Source organism: Plantibacter sp. MCCC 1A11337 (assembly GCF_013349365.1).
GTDB lineage: Bacteria > Actinomycetota > Actinomycetes > Actinomycetales > Microbacteriaceae > Plantibacter > Plantibacter flavus_A.
Genome location: NZ_JABJWX010000001.1, coordinates 1,175,316 through 1,190,722, shown reverse-complemented (window position 1 = coordinate 1,190,722; position 15,407 = coordinate 1,175,316). Strand labels below are relative to the sequence as shown.

Below are 15,407 nucleotides of genomic sequence, written 5' to 3'. Positions count from 1 at the left end.
GTCCGCAGCCCGTTCCCGACCGTGAGGCCTTCCATGCGCATCAGCACCATCGTCCGATCCGGCGCCGTGTCGGTCGTCCTGTTGGGGCTCCTCACCGCCTGCGGGACCGCAGCACCGACGGCGCAACGCACCCCGGCCCGCAGCCCGGACCGGACACTGGCCGCGGTCGAGGAAGCGGTCGCCGAGATCCCCGGGGCAGGCTTCAAGGCCGCCCGCGCCTGGGACGGCACGACGGCGTACGTCACCGCGACGCTCTCGGCGACCGACGCCTTCACCGGCGACCCCGGTGCCCTCGTCGACTACTCCCTCGCGCAGCTCGCTTCTCAGGACGAGGTCGACCGCGGGCGCTTCGTGCGATTCGCCTTCGACGCCCCCGGGCAGACCGTCGAGTCGACGATCGCCATCCTCGCGACGCTGGACATCTCCTCCGAGCAGTACGCCGGTGGCGATTCGGTGGAGCTCTCGAGCTCCGATCTCGACGCGAGGTACGGGAGCTGGCCGGGTGAGGTACCGACCCTCCCCGCCGAGTTGGGCGGTGCGGGATGACGACGATCGAGACCGCGCGGTCCACGCACACCCTGCGCAGCGAGGGGCGGACCGACACCGGGCTGGTCCGACGCCTGAACGAGGACGCGTTCTACGCCGGCGCGCCCGCCTTCGTCGTCGCGGACGGCATGGGCGGGCACGAACGCGGCGAGGTCGCGAGCCGTGAGGTCGCGGCGGCGCTCGAACGTGGCATCCCGATCGGCATCCCGACGACGACCGAGGCGGTCGTGACCACGATCGTCGCCGCCAACGCGGTCATCCGCGGCATCCCCACGCCGAACGGGGTCATCGGCACGACCGTCGCGGGCCTCGCGCTCGTGGCGCTGTCGCCGCAGACCGACCTCCATTGGATGGTGTTCAACGTGGGGGACTCCCGGGTGTACACCTGGGCCGACGGCGCACTCCGTCGGATCACCGTCGACCACTCGGCCGTGCAGGAACTCGTCGACGCCGGCTCCATCACGGAGGCGGAGGCGCGCGAACACCCCGATCGCAACATCGTGACGAAGGCGATCGGCGTCGAGGCCGGCATCGACCCGGACGTCTGGCTCCTTCCCGTCGTCGGGCGGCAGCGGTTCCTGCTCTGCTCCGACGGGCTCACCGGCGAGCTGTCCGACGAGCGGATCGCCGAGGTCCTGTCGCAGGGCTTCGAGGGAGCGGCAGACCGCCTCGTGGAGCTCGCGCTGGCCGCCGGTGGGCGGGACAACGTGACCGCACTGGTCGTCGACGTCGTGTCGACCTCGCTGATGTCCAGCGGCCCCGGCTACGATGACGCGGGTGGTCTCGGGTATCTTGAAGAGACGATGCCGCGAGGCTAGAGGAGTGGCCGTGTACTCGTACGAAATGGAACCGGCCGAGGTCCGCCGTTGGCTCGCTGTGGCGGGGCCCGGCAGGCTGGTGCTGGTCGACGCCCAGGGCGACGACACCGCCGCTGCAGCATTCGCCGCAGACCTCCCGGGCGACGCGTCGCTGTCGTTGATCGTCGACCGCCTCGCCGCCGGTGGTCTCTCGAACACGCCCGCGTTCGCCGCGGCCGTCTGGGACGGATCGGGAGCGACGGTCATCGTGCGCGGGCTCGCCGCGGCCGTCGTGACGAGCGCCGCCGGGACCGAGACGGTCCTGGGCGCCCGCGCCACCACCTGGGTCGAGGAACACCACGCGGACGCGGTGAGCGTCACGCTCCGGAGCGACCAGCCGAACCCGTCCGGCGTGCGACTCCCGCTCGGGTCGGGAGCCGTCTGGACGACGTCCATCACGGCGACCCTCGACGAGGAGTCCACGGCTTCCGTCGCCGCTCCGACCAGCGACGAGCGCCGGTCGACCGAATCGTCCACCGATGCGCCGACGGCGGCGGAGCAGCTCGCGCCCCCGCCCGTCCCGGCTCCCGCCGAGCCCGCTGCGTCCGCGGCGACCTCGGACGACGCGTACGACGGGACGGACGGCGACGAGGCGACCCCGGTGGCGCACATCGAGCCGGCGCAGTCGCTCCACGTCGTGCCGTCCGTCTCCGACACCCAGTTCTTCCACGACGAGGACGACCCGGACGAGACCCCCTCCACCCCGGAGGAGCCCGTCGACGAGGGCTACGACTTCCTGTTCGGCCAGACCGTGCTCCGACCGGTCGGTGCGGCGGCGGTCGACGAGGCCGGCGACGCGGAACGCGCGGCGGCCGAGGAGTCGGCGCACCAGCAGGCGGCAGCCACCGCGGTCGCCGCGCCGGAACCCGCGGCAGCCGGACCATCGGACCTCGGCGACCACGACGGCCACACGATCCTCGCCGAGGACCTCGCCGCGCTGCGTGCGCGTCGAGCGGCCGAGACCCCGCCTGCCCGGTCGTCCACGCCGTCGGCGACCCCGCTCACGTATCTCGAACTCCCCGGCGGCACTCGCCAATCGCTCGCCTCGCCCGTCGTCCTCGGCCGGGCGCCGAGCGTCTCGCAGGTCCCGGCGTCCGTCGTCCCGACACTCGTCACGCTCACGGGCGACGACATCTCGCGGAGCCACGTGCGCGTCGCGGTCGAGGGCGGCACGGTCGTCGTCACCGACCTCCACTCGCGGAACGGCACGCAGGTCGTCCTGCCCGGTCAGGCACCGCAGTCCCTCCGACCAGGGGAGCCGACACCGGTGATCGTCGGGACCGTCATCGACCTCGGCGGCGGCGTCGCGCTGCGCGTCCGAGAGGGCTGACGTGCGCCGTTCACCCTCGCAACCGCCGGCCATCCCCGGGCTGCGGTTCGAACGACAGCTCGGAGCAGGTGGGTTCTCCGACGTCTTCCTGTACGAGCAGCAGTTGCCGAGGCGTCAGGTCGCCGTCAAGGTGCTCCTCGCCGAGCACCTCAGCGAGCAGACCCGTGAGGCCTTCGTCGCCGAGGCGAACCTCATGGCGCAGCTCTCCGCGCACCCCTACATCGTCACGATCTACACGGCGGACGTCGCCCCGGACGGACGACCATACCTCGCGATGGAGTACTGCGCGGGGCCGAGCCTCGCCGAGCAGGCGAAGCTGCGGCGGTTCGCCGTCGCCGATGCGCTGCGCACCGGCGTCCGCCTGGCCAGTGCGGTGGCGACCGCCCACGCGGCCGGCATCCTCCACCGCGACATCAAACCGGCCAACGTGCTCACCAACGCGTACGGCTGGCCGGCGCTGACCGACTTCGGCATCTCGCAGGCCGTCGAACTCGAGGTTCCGACGAACGCCGGCCCCGGGCGCCCTGGCGACGTCGGTTCCACCGGTGCCTCGGGCACGCAGACGGTCGGTCTCTCCATCCCCTGGTCGCCGCCCGAGATGTTCGAGGACGAGCCGCATCCGGACGTGCGGTCCGACGTGTTCTCCCTGGCAGCGACGGTCTACACGCTCCTCGCCGGACGGACGCCGTTCGAGATCCCCGGGCAGTCGAACGGAGCGGCCGACCTCATCAGCCGGATCGAGCGCGGGACCGTCACGCCGCTCGGGCGCGACGACGCACCGGCTTCCCTCGTCGCGACGCTGCAGAAGGGCCTCGCGAAGGACCGCGCCAACCGTTTCGAGAGCGCCGTCGACTTCGCGCGGGCGTTGCAGCGCGTCGAGATGGAGCTGGCGTACGCGCCGACACCCATCGACATCCCGAACCTCGTGCAGCCGCAGTCGCAGACCCCCCGACCGGACACGTCCAGCAGTGCGTCGGACGAGACGCGGGTCCGACAGGTCCCGACGGTCGAGGCCCAGCCACGTCCCGGCGTGCCGAGTGTGCAGCCGTCGATCGGCGACGAGACGGTGGTCCGCTCGGCGGGACCGCTCGTGCAGCCGATCCAACCGTCGGCGCCGATCACCGCCGGAGCGGCCTCGGCGCCTTCCGAGACGATCCGCCGCGACCGCCTCGAGACCGCCGCCGCAGGTCCGACGGAGGACCCCGATGCCGGTACGGACGGACGAGGCGGGCGTCGCCGACTGACCCGCCTCCTCGTCGTGGGCGGCATCGCGGTGCTCGCGGTCGGTGGGATCGCCGCCGGGATCATCTGGCAGGGCGCGGCCGCCGACCCAAAGCCGACCGCCGCCGCGACCGGGGCGCCGATCCAACTGAGCGACGTCCCCTCGCCGAAGCCGTTCGGGGTGAACATCAGCGAGGACGGCAGCGTCGTCACGTTCATCTGGGACAACCCGGATCCGCAGGACGGCGACTCGTACATCTACCAGGTGACGAGCAGCGGCAAGAACTCGCCGAAGGTACCGACCTCGACGTACGCGGTCGATCTGAAGCCGAGTGCTCCGGGCGCGCAATTGTGCATCGAGGTGGTGATCGTCCGGGGCGGCGTCACCTCGCCCGATCCACTCGAGATGTGCTCGCAGCAGTAGCGGGACGGACGCACGGTGAGCGACACGATGACAGATATCAGGGGGACTGGGCGATGAGCATGGACGAGGCGACGGACACGACGACGAAGACGGCGGTGCGCGTCGAGTTCTGCGGCGAGGAGTACGCCGTGGACGCACGCAAGCCGTTCCTGATCGGGCGCGAGGGCGACCTCGTCGTCGACGAGAACCCCTTCCTGCACCGCACCTTCCTCAGTGTCACCTTCGACGCCGGGCTCTGGTGGCTCACGAACATCGGGAACACCCTCTCCGCGACGGTGACGGACACCACCGGCAACGTGCAGGCGTGGCTCGCGCCCGGCGCGCGGCTCCCGATCGTGTTCCCCGAGCTGCAGGTGCTGTTCAGTGCGGGGACGACGACCTACGACTTCACGATCACCTCGGATCTCGAGTACTTCAGTCCGTCGCAGCTCTCGACGACCACCGCCGGGACCACGACCGTCGGTCCGATCCACCTGACGAGCAGCCAGCGCCTCCTCATCGTCGCCCTGGCCGAGGACGTCCTGCGTCAGGCGTCGCCCGGCCGCGGTGAGATCCCGGCGTCTGCGGCCGCGGCCGCCCGCCTCGGATGGAGCCAGACCACCTTCAACCGCAAGCTCGACAACGTCTGCGACAAGCTCGACAAGTTCGGGGTGCAGGGGCTGCGCGGCGGACCAGGCAAGCTCGCGACCGGACGTCGCGCACGACTGGTCGAGTACGCCGTCTCGACCAGGCTCGTCGACGCCAGCGACCTGCCGCTCCTCGACCATGCCGACCAGGCGGCCGTCGACGGGGGACGACCAGCCTGAGGTTGACCCCCGCAACCGTTTTCCAGACGGCACTTGTTTGTTAGAGTGACTCCGCGTTTGCAGCGCGGTGCGTGGACCGTGCCTTGACCGAACATCACCTGGGGGATCGTGAGCAACTGGAGCGCCTGGCTGCGCAAGCGCAAGACCGCGGCCTCCATCACGGCACTGTCGGTCCTCGTCGCCGTACCGGTGACCGCTGCACTCATCCACCAGGGCTTCCCCGTCACCGAGGTCGACCTCGAGTCCCGCGACGTCTGGGTCACCAACGGTGAATCCCTGCTCGCCGGGCGCCTCAACGACCAGATCTCCGAACTCGACGGAGCGGTCTCGACGGCCTCCAACAACGCCGACGTGCTGCAGGACGGCGACGACGTCTTCCTCCAGGACAAGGCGCTCTCCTCGCTCGAGCGCATCGACCCGGCGTTCACGAGCCTCATCCAGCGTGTCTCGCTGCCGACCGGCGCGACGGTGCACTACGGCGGCGACCGACTCTCGGTCGTGGCGGGGGAGATCGGCAAGCTCTGGTCCGTCGACGCCGCCGGAGAACTCCGGTTCGACCCCACGGAGACGAAACCGATCGTCTCCATCGGCAAGGCCGGTCAGGCGGTCGTCACCTCGACGGGCACCATCCTCGCGGTGGCACCGGCGAAGGGGATCCTCTACCGCATCCTGCCCGACGGCACGAAGACCGAGTCGAAGCTCCCGAAGCTCGACGAGTACCAGCTCAGTGCGGCCGGTGAGCAGGCGGTCATCCTCGACCTGAAGTCCGGTGACCTCGTGAAGCAGGACGGCTCCATGGTCGAGCTGCCCGGCAAGCCCTTGAAGATCCAGGAGCCGTCGGCCTCCGACGACGCGGCCGTCATCGCGACCGGCGACTCCCTCGTGCGCATCCCGCTCGGTGGCGGCGACCCGGAGGTGCTCGACGCGGACGTCGTCACCGAGGCGACGAGTGCGGCCGAGGTCACGGCCCCGGTCAACCTCGACGGCTGCATGCACGGTGCGTGGGCCTCCTCCAGCCGGTATGCCGCCGAGTGCGCCGACAAGAAGCCGGTCATCGCCGACATCAACCCGGAGACCGTCGGGCAGCAGCTCGTCTTCCGGGTGAACCGCTCGGTGATCGCGCTCAACAACGTCCAGACCGGCAACTCCTGGCTCGTGCAGGCGAACATGCGCCTCGTCGACAACTGGGACGAGGTGACGCCCCCGCAGGAGGAGGACGGCGAGGACGGCGACGAGAAGGCGTCAGAGCAGTCCTTCGAGGACACCCTGGCCGAGCGGACCGAGGAGAACCGGCCGCCGATCGCCCGCGACGACGCGTTCGGCGTCCGCCCGGGCCGCGCGACGGTCCTCCCGCTCCTCGACAACGACTCCGACGCGGACGGCGACGTCCTGACCATTCAGAACTTCGGCGACATCGGTCCCGAGACCGGCAAGCTGGAGTACATCGACGGCAAGCGGGCATTGCAGTTCACGCCCGCCGAGGGCTTCGTGGCCGGGACGACGTCGTTCCGGTACTCGGTCAACGATGGACGGCCGGGTGGCGTGGCCGAGGCGAACGTGAGCATCGCCATCAAACCGCCCGAGGTCAACGAGCCGCCGACCTCGCACCGCGAGGCCGCCGTGTCGGTCGAGGCCGGCCAGACGGTCACCTACAACGTGCTCGCCGACTGGCGCGATCCCGACGGTGACGACATCTTCCTCCAGTCGGCCTCGCCGGCGTCCGGCGACCTCGTCCGCTTCACCCCGGACGGCTTCGTGACGTTCACGCACGCCTCGCCCGAGATGGGCCCGCGCGACGTCAAATTCGTCGTGTCCGACGGCGTCACCTCGGCGGAGGGGACGCTCAAGGTCGACGTGCAACCCGCCGGAGCCCTCAGCCCCATCGGTACACCGGACTTCGTCTCGACCTTCGTCGGCGAGTCCGCACAGGTCCTGCCACTCGCGAACGACCAGTCACCGAGCGGTGCGCCCCTCGGTCTCATCGGTGTCGAAGCCCTGCAGGGCGGACTCGTGTCGTCGCCGAGTCTCGAGAAGCAGTCGGTCACCGTCTCGTCGAACGAGCCGGGCACCTACTACCTGAAGTACACGCTCGGTGCTGGCATCGCCTCGAGCATCGGGCTCATCCGCGTCGACGTGCTGGAGAAGCCCACCGACGTGCAGCCTCCGGTCGCCGTGAAGGACGAGGGCTACCTGCGACCGAACGAGACGATCACGATCCCGGTCCTCGCGAACGACGAGTCGCCGGGCGGTCAGGTGTTGGCGCTCCAGTCCGTCGACGTGCCGGACGAGTCCGCCTCCCTCTCCGTCGAGGTCCTCGACAGTGCCGTGGTGCGCGTCTCCTCCTCGGCACCGCTCGAGGGACAACTGCAGTTCACCTACACGGTCTCCGACGGGACCTCCTCGGCGACGGCGGCGGTCACCATCGTCCCGGTGCCGCCGCTCCCGAAGCACCAGGCCCCGGTCGCGAGCGACGACGCCGTCGTGGTGCGCGCCGGCGACATCGCGAACGTCGCCGTGCTCGACAACGACTACCACCCCGACGCGGCCGTGATGTTGGTCGACCGCGAGCTGGTCGACGTGCCGACCGCCGGCCTGGCCTTCGTCGACGACGACGAGGTGCGGTTCCAGGCGCCGACCGAGCCCGGCACCTACACCGCCACGTACCGCGTGTACGACACCTTCGGCGAGGCCGACACGGCCACGGTGACCTTTAACGTGGTCGGCGAGGACAAGAAGAACAACCAACCGCCCGTCCCGCAGCTGCTCACCTCCCGGGTGTTCGCCGGTGCGACGGTTCGCGTGGACGTCCCGCTCGACGGTCTGGATCCGAACGGCGACTCGGTGGTCCTCGACGACATCGCCTCCGCGCCCCTCCTCGGTCGCGTCATCGAACAGGGGAGCACCTGGTTCGTCTACGAGGCGGCCCCGGACTCCTCCGGCACCGACACCTTCCAGTACCGGGTCAAGGACACCTACGGCGCGGTCGCAGTGGGCACGATCAAGATCGGCGTCATCGGGCGTCCCGAGGTCGACGGGCAACCGAACGCGGTCGACGACTACATCGAGGTCCTCCCGGGCAAGGTCGCCTCCGTGCCGGTGCTCTCCAACGACTCCGATCCGAACGGCTACAAGCTCAAGCTCGAACCGAAGCTGCTCTCGGTGGATGACGGCCTCACCGCCGAGGTCAGCAAGAGCCGCGTCGTGATCGAGGTGCCGGACGAGGAGGCCTTCTTCACCGTCCGATACCAGATCACCAACGGCAAGGGCGGGATCGACAGCGCCTACATCCAGGTCAAGGTCACGAAGGACGCGAAGCCCCAGTTCCCCGAGGCCGACGACCACGTCCTCGAGGACGCCGACATCGTCGGGAAGAAGACCGTCGACATCGACGTGCTCGACGGTGCGCAGAACCCCGGGGGGCTCGTGGACGACCTGCAGCCGAGCCTCGAGGGTGCGAACGCCCCGTCCGGCGAGGTGCGCGACGGTGGCACCATCCGGGTCACCCTCACCGACCGACGCCAGGCGATCGCCTATCGGTTGACGGATCCCGTCACCCAGCTGAGCGGCGCGGCGTTCATCATCGTGCCGGCGGCGACCGACGGTGAGCCGCCGCGGATCAAGAGTCCTCTGCCCGAGCAGATCGTCAAGGTCAACGAGACGCGGACCTGGAAGCTCTCGGAGATCACCGAGGCGCCGTCCGGGAAGCCCGTCACCATCGCCTCCGAGGGCAGTGTCGTGAACTTCCGGAGCAACGGCACGTCGAGCTACGTCGACGACGCCACGATCACCTTCACCCCGGCCAAGGACTACCGCGGACCGGCGTCGGTGAGTTTCGAGGCGACCGACGGCCGGGACAGCAAACTGCTCACCCTGCCGATCACGGTGGGTGACCCCGACCTCGAGGACGTCCCGCCGACGTTCACGCCGCCGACGGTGACGATCGAGGCCGGAGAGGCACCCATCACGGTCGACCTGCGGGCGTCGAGCGACCACCCGAACCCGAAGATCCTCGCAGCCCTCACCTACCAGGGCTTCGGCGGGACCACAGCGGGCGTCCAGGGGAACCTGTCGGGCTCGCAGGTGACGATCTCCGCCCCGCAGGGCACCCAGCCCGGCACCTCGGCGACGCTCACCTTCACCGTGAACTACAAGGAGTATTCCGTCCCGGGGTCCGTCAACGTCCGCGTCGTGTCGTCGACGAGGCCGCTCCCGCGCGCCATCGACGACCGCGTGGAAGAGGGCCGCAAGAACAAGGCCGAGTCGATCAACGTGCTCGCCAACGACTACAACCCGTTCCCCGACACGCCGCTCAAGATCCTCGACGCCACGGTCGAGAGCGCCCCGGCTGGTGGAGCGACGGCCACGGTGTCCGGGAGCTCGGTCACCGTCACGCCCGGTTCGTCCAAGAGCGGGACCGTGAGCGTCATCTACACGATCCAGGACGCGACGAACGACCCCAACCGACGAGTGCAGGGCCGCATCACCGTCATCGTGAAGGACGTCCCCGATCCGCCGTCGCTCAGTCTGAAGAGCGCGAAGAGCGGCAAGATCACCATCGTCGTCGGCGGTTCGCCCGCGAGCAACGGCGCGCCCATCGAGTACCACGCGGTGAAGTGGAGCGGCGGCGGGGAGAAGCAGTGCGCCCCGGGGAACGACTGCACCTTCGACGTCACGAACGGGCAGAGCTACACCTTCTCCGCCTACGCGCACAATGCCGTCGGCAACAGCGCGGACTCCGAGACGGTCACGGCCACCGCCTACGGCGTCCCGACCGCGCCGCAGAACGTGTCGCTGCGGGCATCCGGAGATGCCCCGGCGACCCTCACCATGCAGTGGGCGAGGCCAGCGGATGACGGTGGACAGGTCACGAGCTACAGCTGGCGGATCATGAGCGGTTCGAGCACCGTGAAGACGGGGACGACGGGGAGCACCAGCGATTCCGTCGGCGGCATCGGCGCGGGCACCTATCAGGTGTACGTGTCCGCGACCGGGCCCGGCGGAACCGGCCCGGAGGGCGGACCGGCGGAGGCCACGGTCAAGGATCCGCCGCCGCCGAAGCCCAGCGGCTCCCTGTTCAAGTCCGGGGGCGCGCATGCCTGTCAGAGTGGCGGCACCGGCTGCTACGACGTCGGTGTGAACTACCAGAACGTGCCCCAGGGCAACTACACCGTGGACATCACCCGCGATGGACGCGCGATCGGCACGTCCATGAACGTGACCGTCGGTGGTAACGGGAGCTTCACGCACCACAACCATCTCGGCGTCATGACCGGCGGCGAGACCATCGCCGCGACGTTCCGGAACAACGCCACCGGTGAGACGTTCACCATCGGCTCGATGTCCGGCTCGGCCTGGAACAACCTCTAGAACCACAACGACCTTCACTTCACGGAGAGCACACCCATGACTGTCACGCAGGAACAGGCCACCTGGTTCGCCGATGCCTTCGGCAAGCTCGTCGGCAACGTCGAGCAGGCCATCCTCGGCAAGGAGCACGTCATCAAGCTCGTCGTCACGGCCATGCTCTCGGAGGGCCACGTGCTCCTCGAGGACTACCCGGGCACCGGCAAGACCGTGCTGGCGAAGGCCCTCGCGAACACGCTCGACGGCACGAGCTCGCGCATCCAGTTCACGCCGGACCTCCTGCCGTCCGACGTCACCGGTGTGACCATCTACGACCAGGGCAAGGGCGTCTTCGAGTTCCACAAGGGACCGATCTTCGCCTCGATCGTGCTCGCGGACGAGATCAACCGCGCCTCGCCGAAGACGCAGTCGGCGCTCCTCGAGGTGATGGAGGAGGGCATCGTCACGATCGACGGCACGAGCTACGAGGCCGGCAAACCGTTCATGGTCATCGCGACGCAGAACCCGATCGAGCAGGCCGGCACCTACAAGCTGCCCGAGGCGCAGCTCGACCGGTTCCTCATCAAGACGACGCTCGGCTACCCCGACCGCCAGACCTCGGTGAACCTGCTGCTCGACGCCTCCAACCGGGCCCGCGCGACGAAGGTGCAGCCGATCATCGGCTCCGACGCCGTCATCACGATGGCGCAGCTCGCCACCGAGGTGCACGTCGACGGCAGCATCCTCGAGTACGTCGCAGACGTCGTGGCGGCCACGCGGGACGACCAGGACGTCGCCCTCGGCGTCAGCATGCGCGGTGCCCTCGCGCTCGTGCGCGCCGTCAAGACGTGGGCCATCTCGCAGGGACGCACCTACGTCACCCCCGACGACGTCAACGACCTCGCGCAGGCCGTCCTCGCGCACCGCATCATCATCGACCCGGAGTCCGACTTCGCGGGCGTCACAGCGCAGGACGTCGTGGCCCGGGTCCTCGTCAGCATCGCTCCGCCGGCGTACCGCGCAGCATGAGCGAGACCCTCGAGCAGCGCGCCGCCGCCGCGCCGGACGGATCCGACCCGGTCCGCACGGCGACGGTCGGCGCGCCTGCCGAGACGAGCCCGGACGGCCCCGATGCGCACGTCGACGAGGCGCCGGTCCCGGCCCGACGGCCGAACCCGTTCCGCGGCGCGCTCGACGGTGTCGGTGCCGTCGTCGTGCCCTGGGCCCGGGTCGCCTGGACGGCAGCGCAGCCCGTCCTCGCTGTGGTCAGCGGCCTCGGCTGGGTCGTGCTCGCGATCGGCGTCATCGCGACCGTCGCCGGCTTCATCCTGGGCTGGGCGGAGCTCGTCTTCCTCGGCTTCGTGCCGCTGGCCGCGTTGCTCGCCTCCGTCGCCTACCTTTTCGGACGGTCGACCTTCCGCATCTCCATCCACTTGAACCCCAGCCGGGTCACCGTCGGCGAGCGCGCGATCGGGCAGGTCCTCATCGCCAACCCCGGCAACCGCGCCACGACGCCCACGCGCCTCGAGGTCCCCGTGGGCTACGGCCTGGCGGAGTTCGCGATCCCGGCCATCCCGAAGGACGGAGAGCACGAGGAATTGTTCGCCGTACCGACGAACCGGCGAGCCGTGATCCCCGCCGGGCCCGCCCTCTCGGTCCGCGGCGACCAGCTCGGTCTGCTGCGTCGCGAGGTGCGTTGGACGGAGCCGGTCGAGCTCTTCGTGCATCCCGAGACCACGCGCCTCCACCCGACGGCCGCCGGTCTCATCCGCGACCTCGAGGGCCTCGTCACGAAGACCATCACCAACAACGACATCTCCTTCCACGCCCTCCGTGGATACGTCGCCGGCGACGACCGCCGTTACATCCACTGGAAGTCGTCCGCGAAGACCGGCCAGCTCATGGTCCGGCAGTTCGAGGAGACGCGGCGGTCGCAGCTCACCATGGTGATGACGACCGACTCCCGCTACTACGCCGAGGACGAGGACGAGTTCGAGTTGGCGGTGTCGCTCACCGCGTCCATCGCCACCCAGGTGATCCTCGACCAGGTGCCGATCAGCGTCGTGACCGACCGGCTCGCGCTGCGGACCCACACCGTGACCTCCTTCCTCGACGACAGCTGCCGGCTGCAGCTCGCCGAGGGCACCTTCGACACCCCGCGCACCTTCGCCCGGGAGACCACGAAGCGCCTGCCGGCACCGAGCGTCGTCATCATCGTCGCCGGTTCGCGACTCGAGGCACAGGAGTACCGGGGGATCCAGCGTCTCTTCGGTCCCGACGTCAACGTGTTCGGCATCCGCGTCGAGCGCGGCGCTCGGGCCAGCATCAAGGACGTCGCCGGGATGAACGTCATGACGGTCGGGGCGCTGAGCGACCTCGCCAAGGTCATGTCGAGGGCCCTGTGAGCGGGGTCGACGAGCGCACGACGGTGCGCCCCGGGCGCGTTCCCGGCTCGGCGGCGGACGTCGACGTCCAGGGCATCGTCCCGACCTTCACCGCGCCCTGGCCGCTGCCCGGCCGTTCCTGGATCGACCTCGCGGTCGTCTTCGTCCTCGCGGCCCTCGGCCTGCTCGGCTTCGGAGCGGCGCTCAGCGGCACCGGGTTCCTCCTCGCGGGCCTCGGAGGCCTCGCGCTCGGCATGGCGGTGGGCGTCGCCTCCCACGCCCTCCGGCTGAACGCCCTCCTGACCGGCCTCTCGACCGTCCTCGTCTTCTACGTCTTCGGCAGTGCCCTGGCGATGCCGTCCGTGGCGACGTTCGCGGTCCTCCCGAACCTGCGGACCCTGGGCGGGATCAGCATCGGCGCGGTGTTCGGGTGGAAGGACTTCGTCACCCTGCAGACCCCGCTGAGCGCGCCCGCGTACATCATGACCCTGCCCTACGTCGCAGGGCTGCTCGTCGGCGTCGTCTCCGCCGTGCTCGCCGTCCGCTGGCTGCCGCGCCGTCCGCAGGTCGCCGTGCGCTGCGCGATCGTGCTCGTCGGCCCGACCGTGCTCTACGCCCTCGGCGTCCTCCTCGGCACGCAGACGCCCTTCCTGGCGGCCGTCCGCGGGATCGCGTTCGCGCTCATCGCCCTCCTCTGGCTCGGCTGGCGGCCGGGTGCCGGTCGTGGCGAGAACGCGGCGGCGTCGACCACCGCCGTCCTCCGGCGCAAGAAGATCATCGGCACGGCCGTTCTCGTCGCGGTCGCGGTCGTCGTCGGCGGCGGTGCGGCCGTCGTCGCCTCGCCTCCCACGGACTCACGGTTCGTCCTCCGCGAGGTCGTCACCCCGCCGTTCGACCCCCTGGAGTACCCGAGCCCGCTCGCCGGGTTCCGCGAGTACACGAAGGACCTCGCCGAGACGAAGCTGTTCACCGCGACCGGCCTCGAGCCGGGGGATCGGATCCGTCTGGCGGCCATGGACAGCTACGACGGCCGTCTGTGGACCGTCTCCGGGCCCTCCACGGCGACCGACGGTTCCGGTGCCTTCGAGCTCGTCGGCGACCACCTTCCCGCACCCCAGCTCATGACACCGGGGAGCGACCGGCGGGTGTCCATCGACGTCACCGGCTACGACGACATCTGGGTGCCCAGCGTCGGGTACCCGAGCGCGCTCACCCTCGACGGCAAGGCGGCGGAGCGATCCGAGGACATCCGCTACAACGCCGAGAGTGGTGCGGCCGTCGTCACCTCGGGCATCGGCACGGGCGACGACTACGAGGAGCGGACCACGACGCAGGCGGTCCCGAGCGACACGGCCCTCGCGACGACGCCGACCGCAGCGGTCGAGCTGCCGCCCGTCACGAACATCCCGGACATCGTGGTCGCGAAGGCCTCGGAGTTCGTCGGCGCCGAGACGACCCCCATGGCCCAGCTGCGGCGGATCGAGCAGACGCTCCGCACCACCGGGTTCCTCAGCCACGGGCTCGCCTCGGACAGCTCTCCGTCGCGCGCCGGCCACGGTGCCGACCGGATGTCGGAGCTGTTCACCCGCACACCGATGGTCGGTGACGAGGAGCAGTACGCCTCGGCGTTCGCCCTCATGGCCCGATCGCTCGGCTACCCCGCGCGGGTCGTCATGGGCTTCGCGCCGGAGGTGACGGAGGGCCAGGGTTCTGTGCAGGTCGTCGGGGACGACGTGACGGCGTGGGTCGAGGTGCCTTTCGAGGGCTACGGCTGGGTCGCGTTCTCGCCGACCCCCGATGAGACCGAGATCCCGCAGGACCAGGACCCGAAGCCGAAGACCGAGCCGCAGCCGCAGGTGCGTCAGCCGCCGCGCAGCGACAACCTCGACGACAGCCTCCTCACCGAGGCCTCGATCGACGACGGCGACGACAAGGACAAGAACGACGGACTCGTGATCCCGGAATGGGTGTGGTGGCTCGCGCTGATCGTGGGTGTCCCGGTGTCGCTGTATTTCATCCCGCTCCTCGCCATCTCGGGTGCGAAGCGTCGGCGGACGAAGCGTCGCCGCGCGGGCGGTGGTGACCGCAGTGCGGCCGGTGCGTGGGACGAGCTGATCGACCGCTACGCCGAGCTCGGGTACACGGTGCCTGCGGCCGCGACGCGGTCGACCACGGCGTCCGTGCTCGGAGCCCAGGAACCGGAGGGCGCGACGACGCTCACCGCGCTCGCGGGGACGACCGACGACGTGGTCTTCTCCGGTCGTGACGTGGACGACACGACGGCCGACGAGCTGTGGCAGCGGTCGGAGGCCGAGGCGTCACGGGCGCAGGGAGCGCTCGGCTGGTTCGCCCGCCAGCGGAGCCGGTTCCGCTACCGGGCGAAACGCGGTCTCGTGAGCCGACTGCAGCCGTCCGGTTCGCTCGCACGGCGAGCAGCACGCGACCAGCGCGCCACCGGAGGTCGCTGAGGTCGATGCGGCCAACGAGGCACTACCC

Annotated in this window: 9 protein-coding genes; all 9 read left to right on the top strand. The window is 70.3% G+C overall.

Going from position 1 to position 15,407, the window contains the following annotated elements; translation table 11 throughout:
* Nucleotides 1-33: 33 nt before the first annotated feature.
* The 9 genes from HOW07_RS05550 (at nt 34) to HOW07_RS19770 (ending at nt 15,379) form a co-directional block, all read left to right on the top strand.
* A complete protein-coding gene (locus HOW07_RS05550) occupies nt 34-546 on the top strand; it encodes a hypothetical protein (protein ID WP_121289630.1) in 513 nt (170 codons plus the stop codon).
* Complete coding sequence (locus HOW07_RS05545; protein WP_064296716.1) at nt 543-1,364, top strand: PP2C family serine/threonine-protein phosphatase; 822 nt, start codon at nt 543-545, stop codon at nt 1,362-1,364. Before HOW07_RS05550 ends, HOW07_RS05545 begins: the two co-directional genes overlap by 4 nt.
* 10 nt (nt 1,365-1,374) lie before the next feature.
* Entirely contained in the window at nt 1,375-2,733 is a 1,359-nt protein-coding gene (locus tag HOW07_RS05540; protein WP_175116276.1) for an FHA domain-containing protein, read from the top strand.
* A 1-nt stretch (nt 2,734) separates the two neighbouring features.
* Entirely contained in the window at nt 2,735-4,378 is a 1,644-nt protein-coding gene (locus HOW07_RS05535; RefSeq protein WP_121289634.1) for a serine/threonine-protein kinase, read from the top strand.
* Nucleotides 4,379-4,431: 53 nt separating this feature from the next.
* Nucleotides 4,432-5,184: a hypothetical protein gene (locus HOW07_RS05530; protein WP_254628163.1), complete on the top strand. Its 753-nt coding sequence runs from the start codon at nt 4,432-4,434 to the stop codon at nt 5,182-5,184.
* A gap of 108 nt (nt 5,185-5,292) precedes the next feature.
* A complete protein-coding gene (locus tag HOW07_RS05525) occupies nt 5,293-10,551 on the top strand; it encodes an Ig-like domain-containing protein (RefSeq protein WP_175116275.1) in 5,259 nt (1,752 codons plus the stop codon).
* 36 nt (nt 10,552-10,587) lie between these two features.
* Nucleotides 10,588-11,556 (top strand): MoxR family ATPase, encoded by a 969-nt coding sequence (locus HOW07_RS05520; protein WP_064296711.1) that lies wholly within the window; start codon nt 10,588-10,590, stop codon nt 11,554-11,556.
* Entirely contained in the window at nt 11,553-12,932 is a 1,380-nt protein-coding gene (locus HOW07_RS05515; RefSeq protein ID WP_175116274.1) for a DUF58 domain-containing protein, read from the top strand. Before HOW07_RS05520 ends, HOW07_RS05515 begins: the two co-directional genes overlap by 4 nt.
* Complete coding sequence (locus HOW07_RS19770) at nt 12,929-15,379, top strand: transglutaminase-like domain-containing protein (RefSeq protein WP_175116273.1); 2,451 nt, start codon at nt 12,929-12,931, stop codon at nt 15,377-15,379. Before HOW07_RS05515 ends, HOW07_RS19770 begins: the two co-directional genes overlap by 4 nt.
* The last annotated feature ends 28 nt before the right edge of the window (nt 15,380-15,407 follow it).

Coding starts and splice junctions, on each gene's coding strand:
- HOW07_RS05545 (WP_064296716.1), top strand. CDS start 543: ATGACGACGATCGAGACCGCGCGGTCCACGCACACCCTGCGCAGCGAG.
- HOW07_RS05520 (WP_064296711.1), top strand. CDS start 10,588: ATGACTGTCACGCAGGAACAGGCCACCTGGTTCGCCGATGCCTTCGGC.
- HOW07_RS05550 (WP_121289630.1), top strand. CDS start 34: ATGCGCATCAGCACCATCGTCCGATCCGGCGCCGTGTCGGTCGTCCTG.
- HOW07_RS05530 (WP_254628163.1), top strand. CDS start 4,432: ATGAGCATGGACGAGGCGACGGACACGACGACGAAGACGGCGGTGCGC.
- HOW07_RS05515 (WP_175116274.1), top strand. CDS start 11,553: ATGAGCGAGACCCTCGAGCAGCGCGCCGCCGCCGCGCCGGACGGATCC.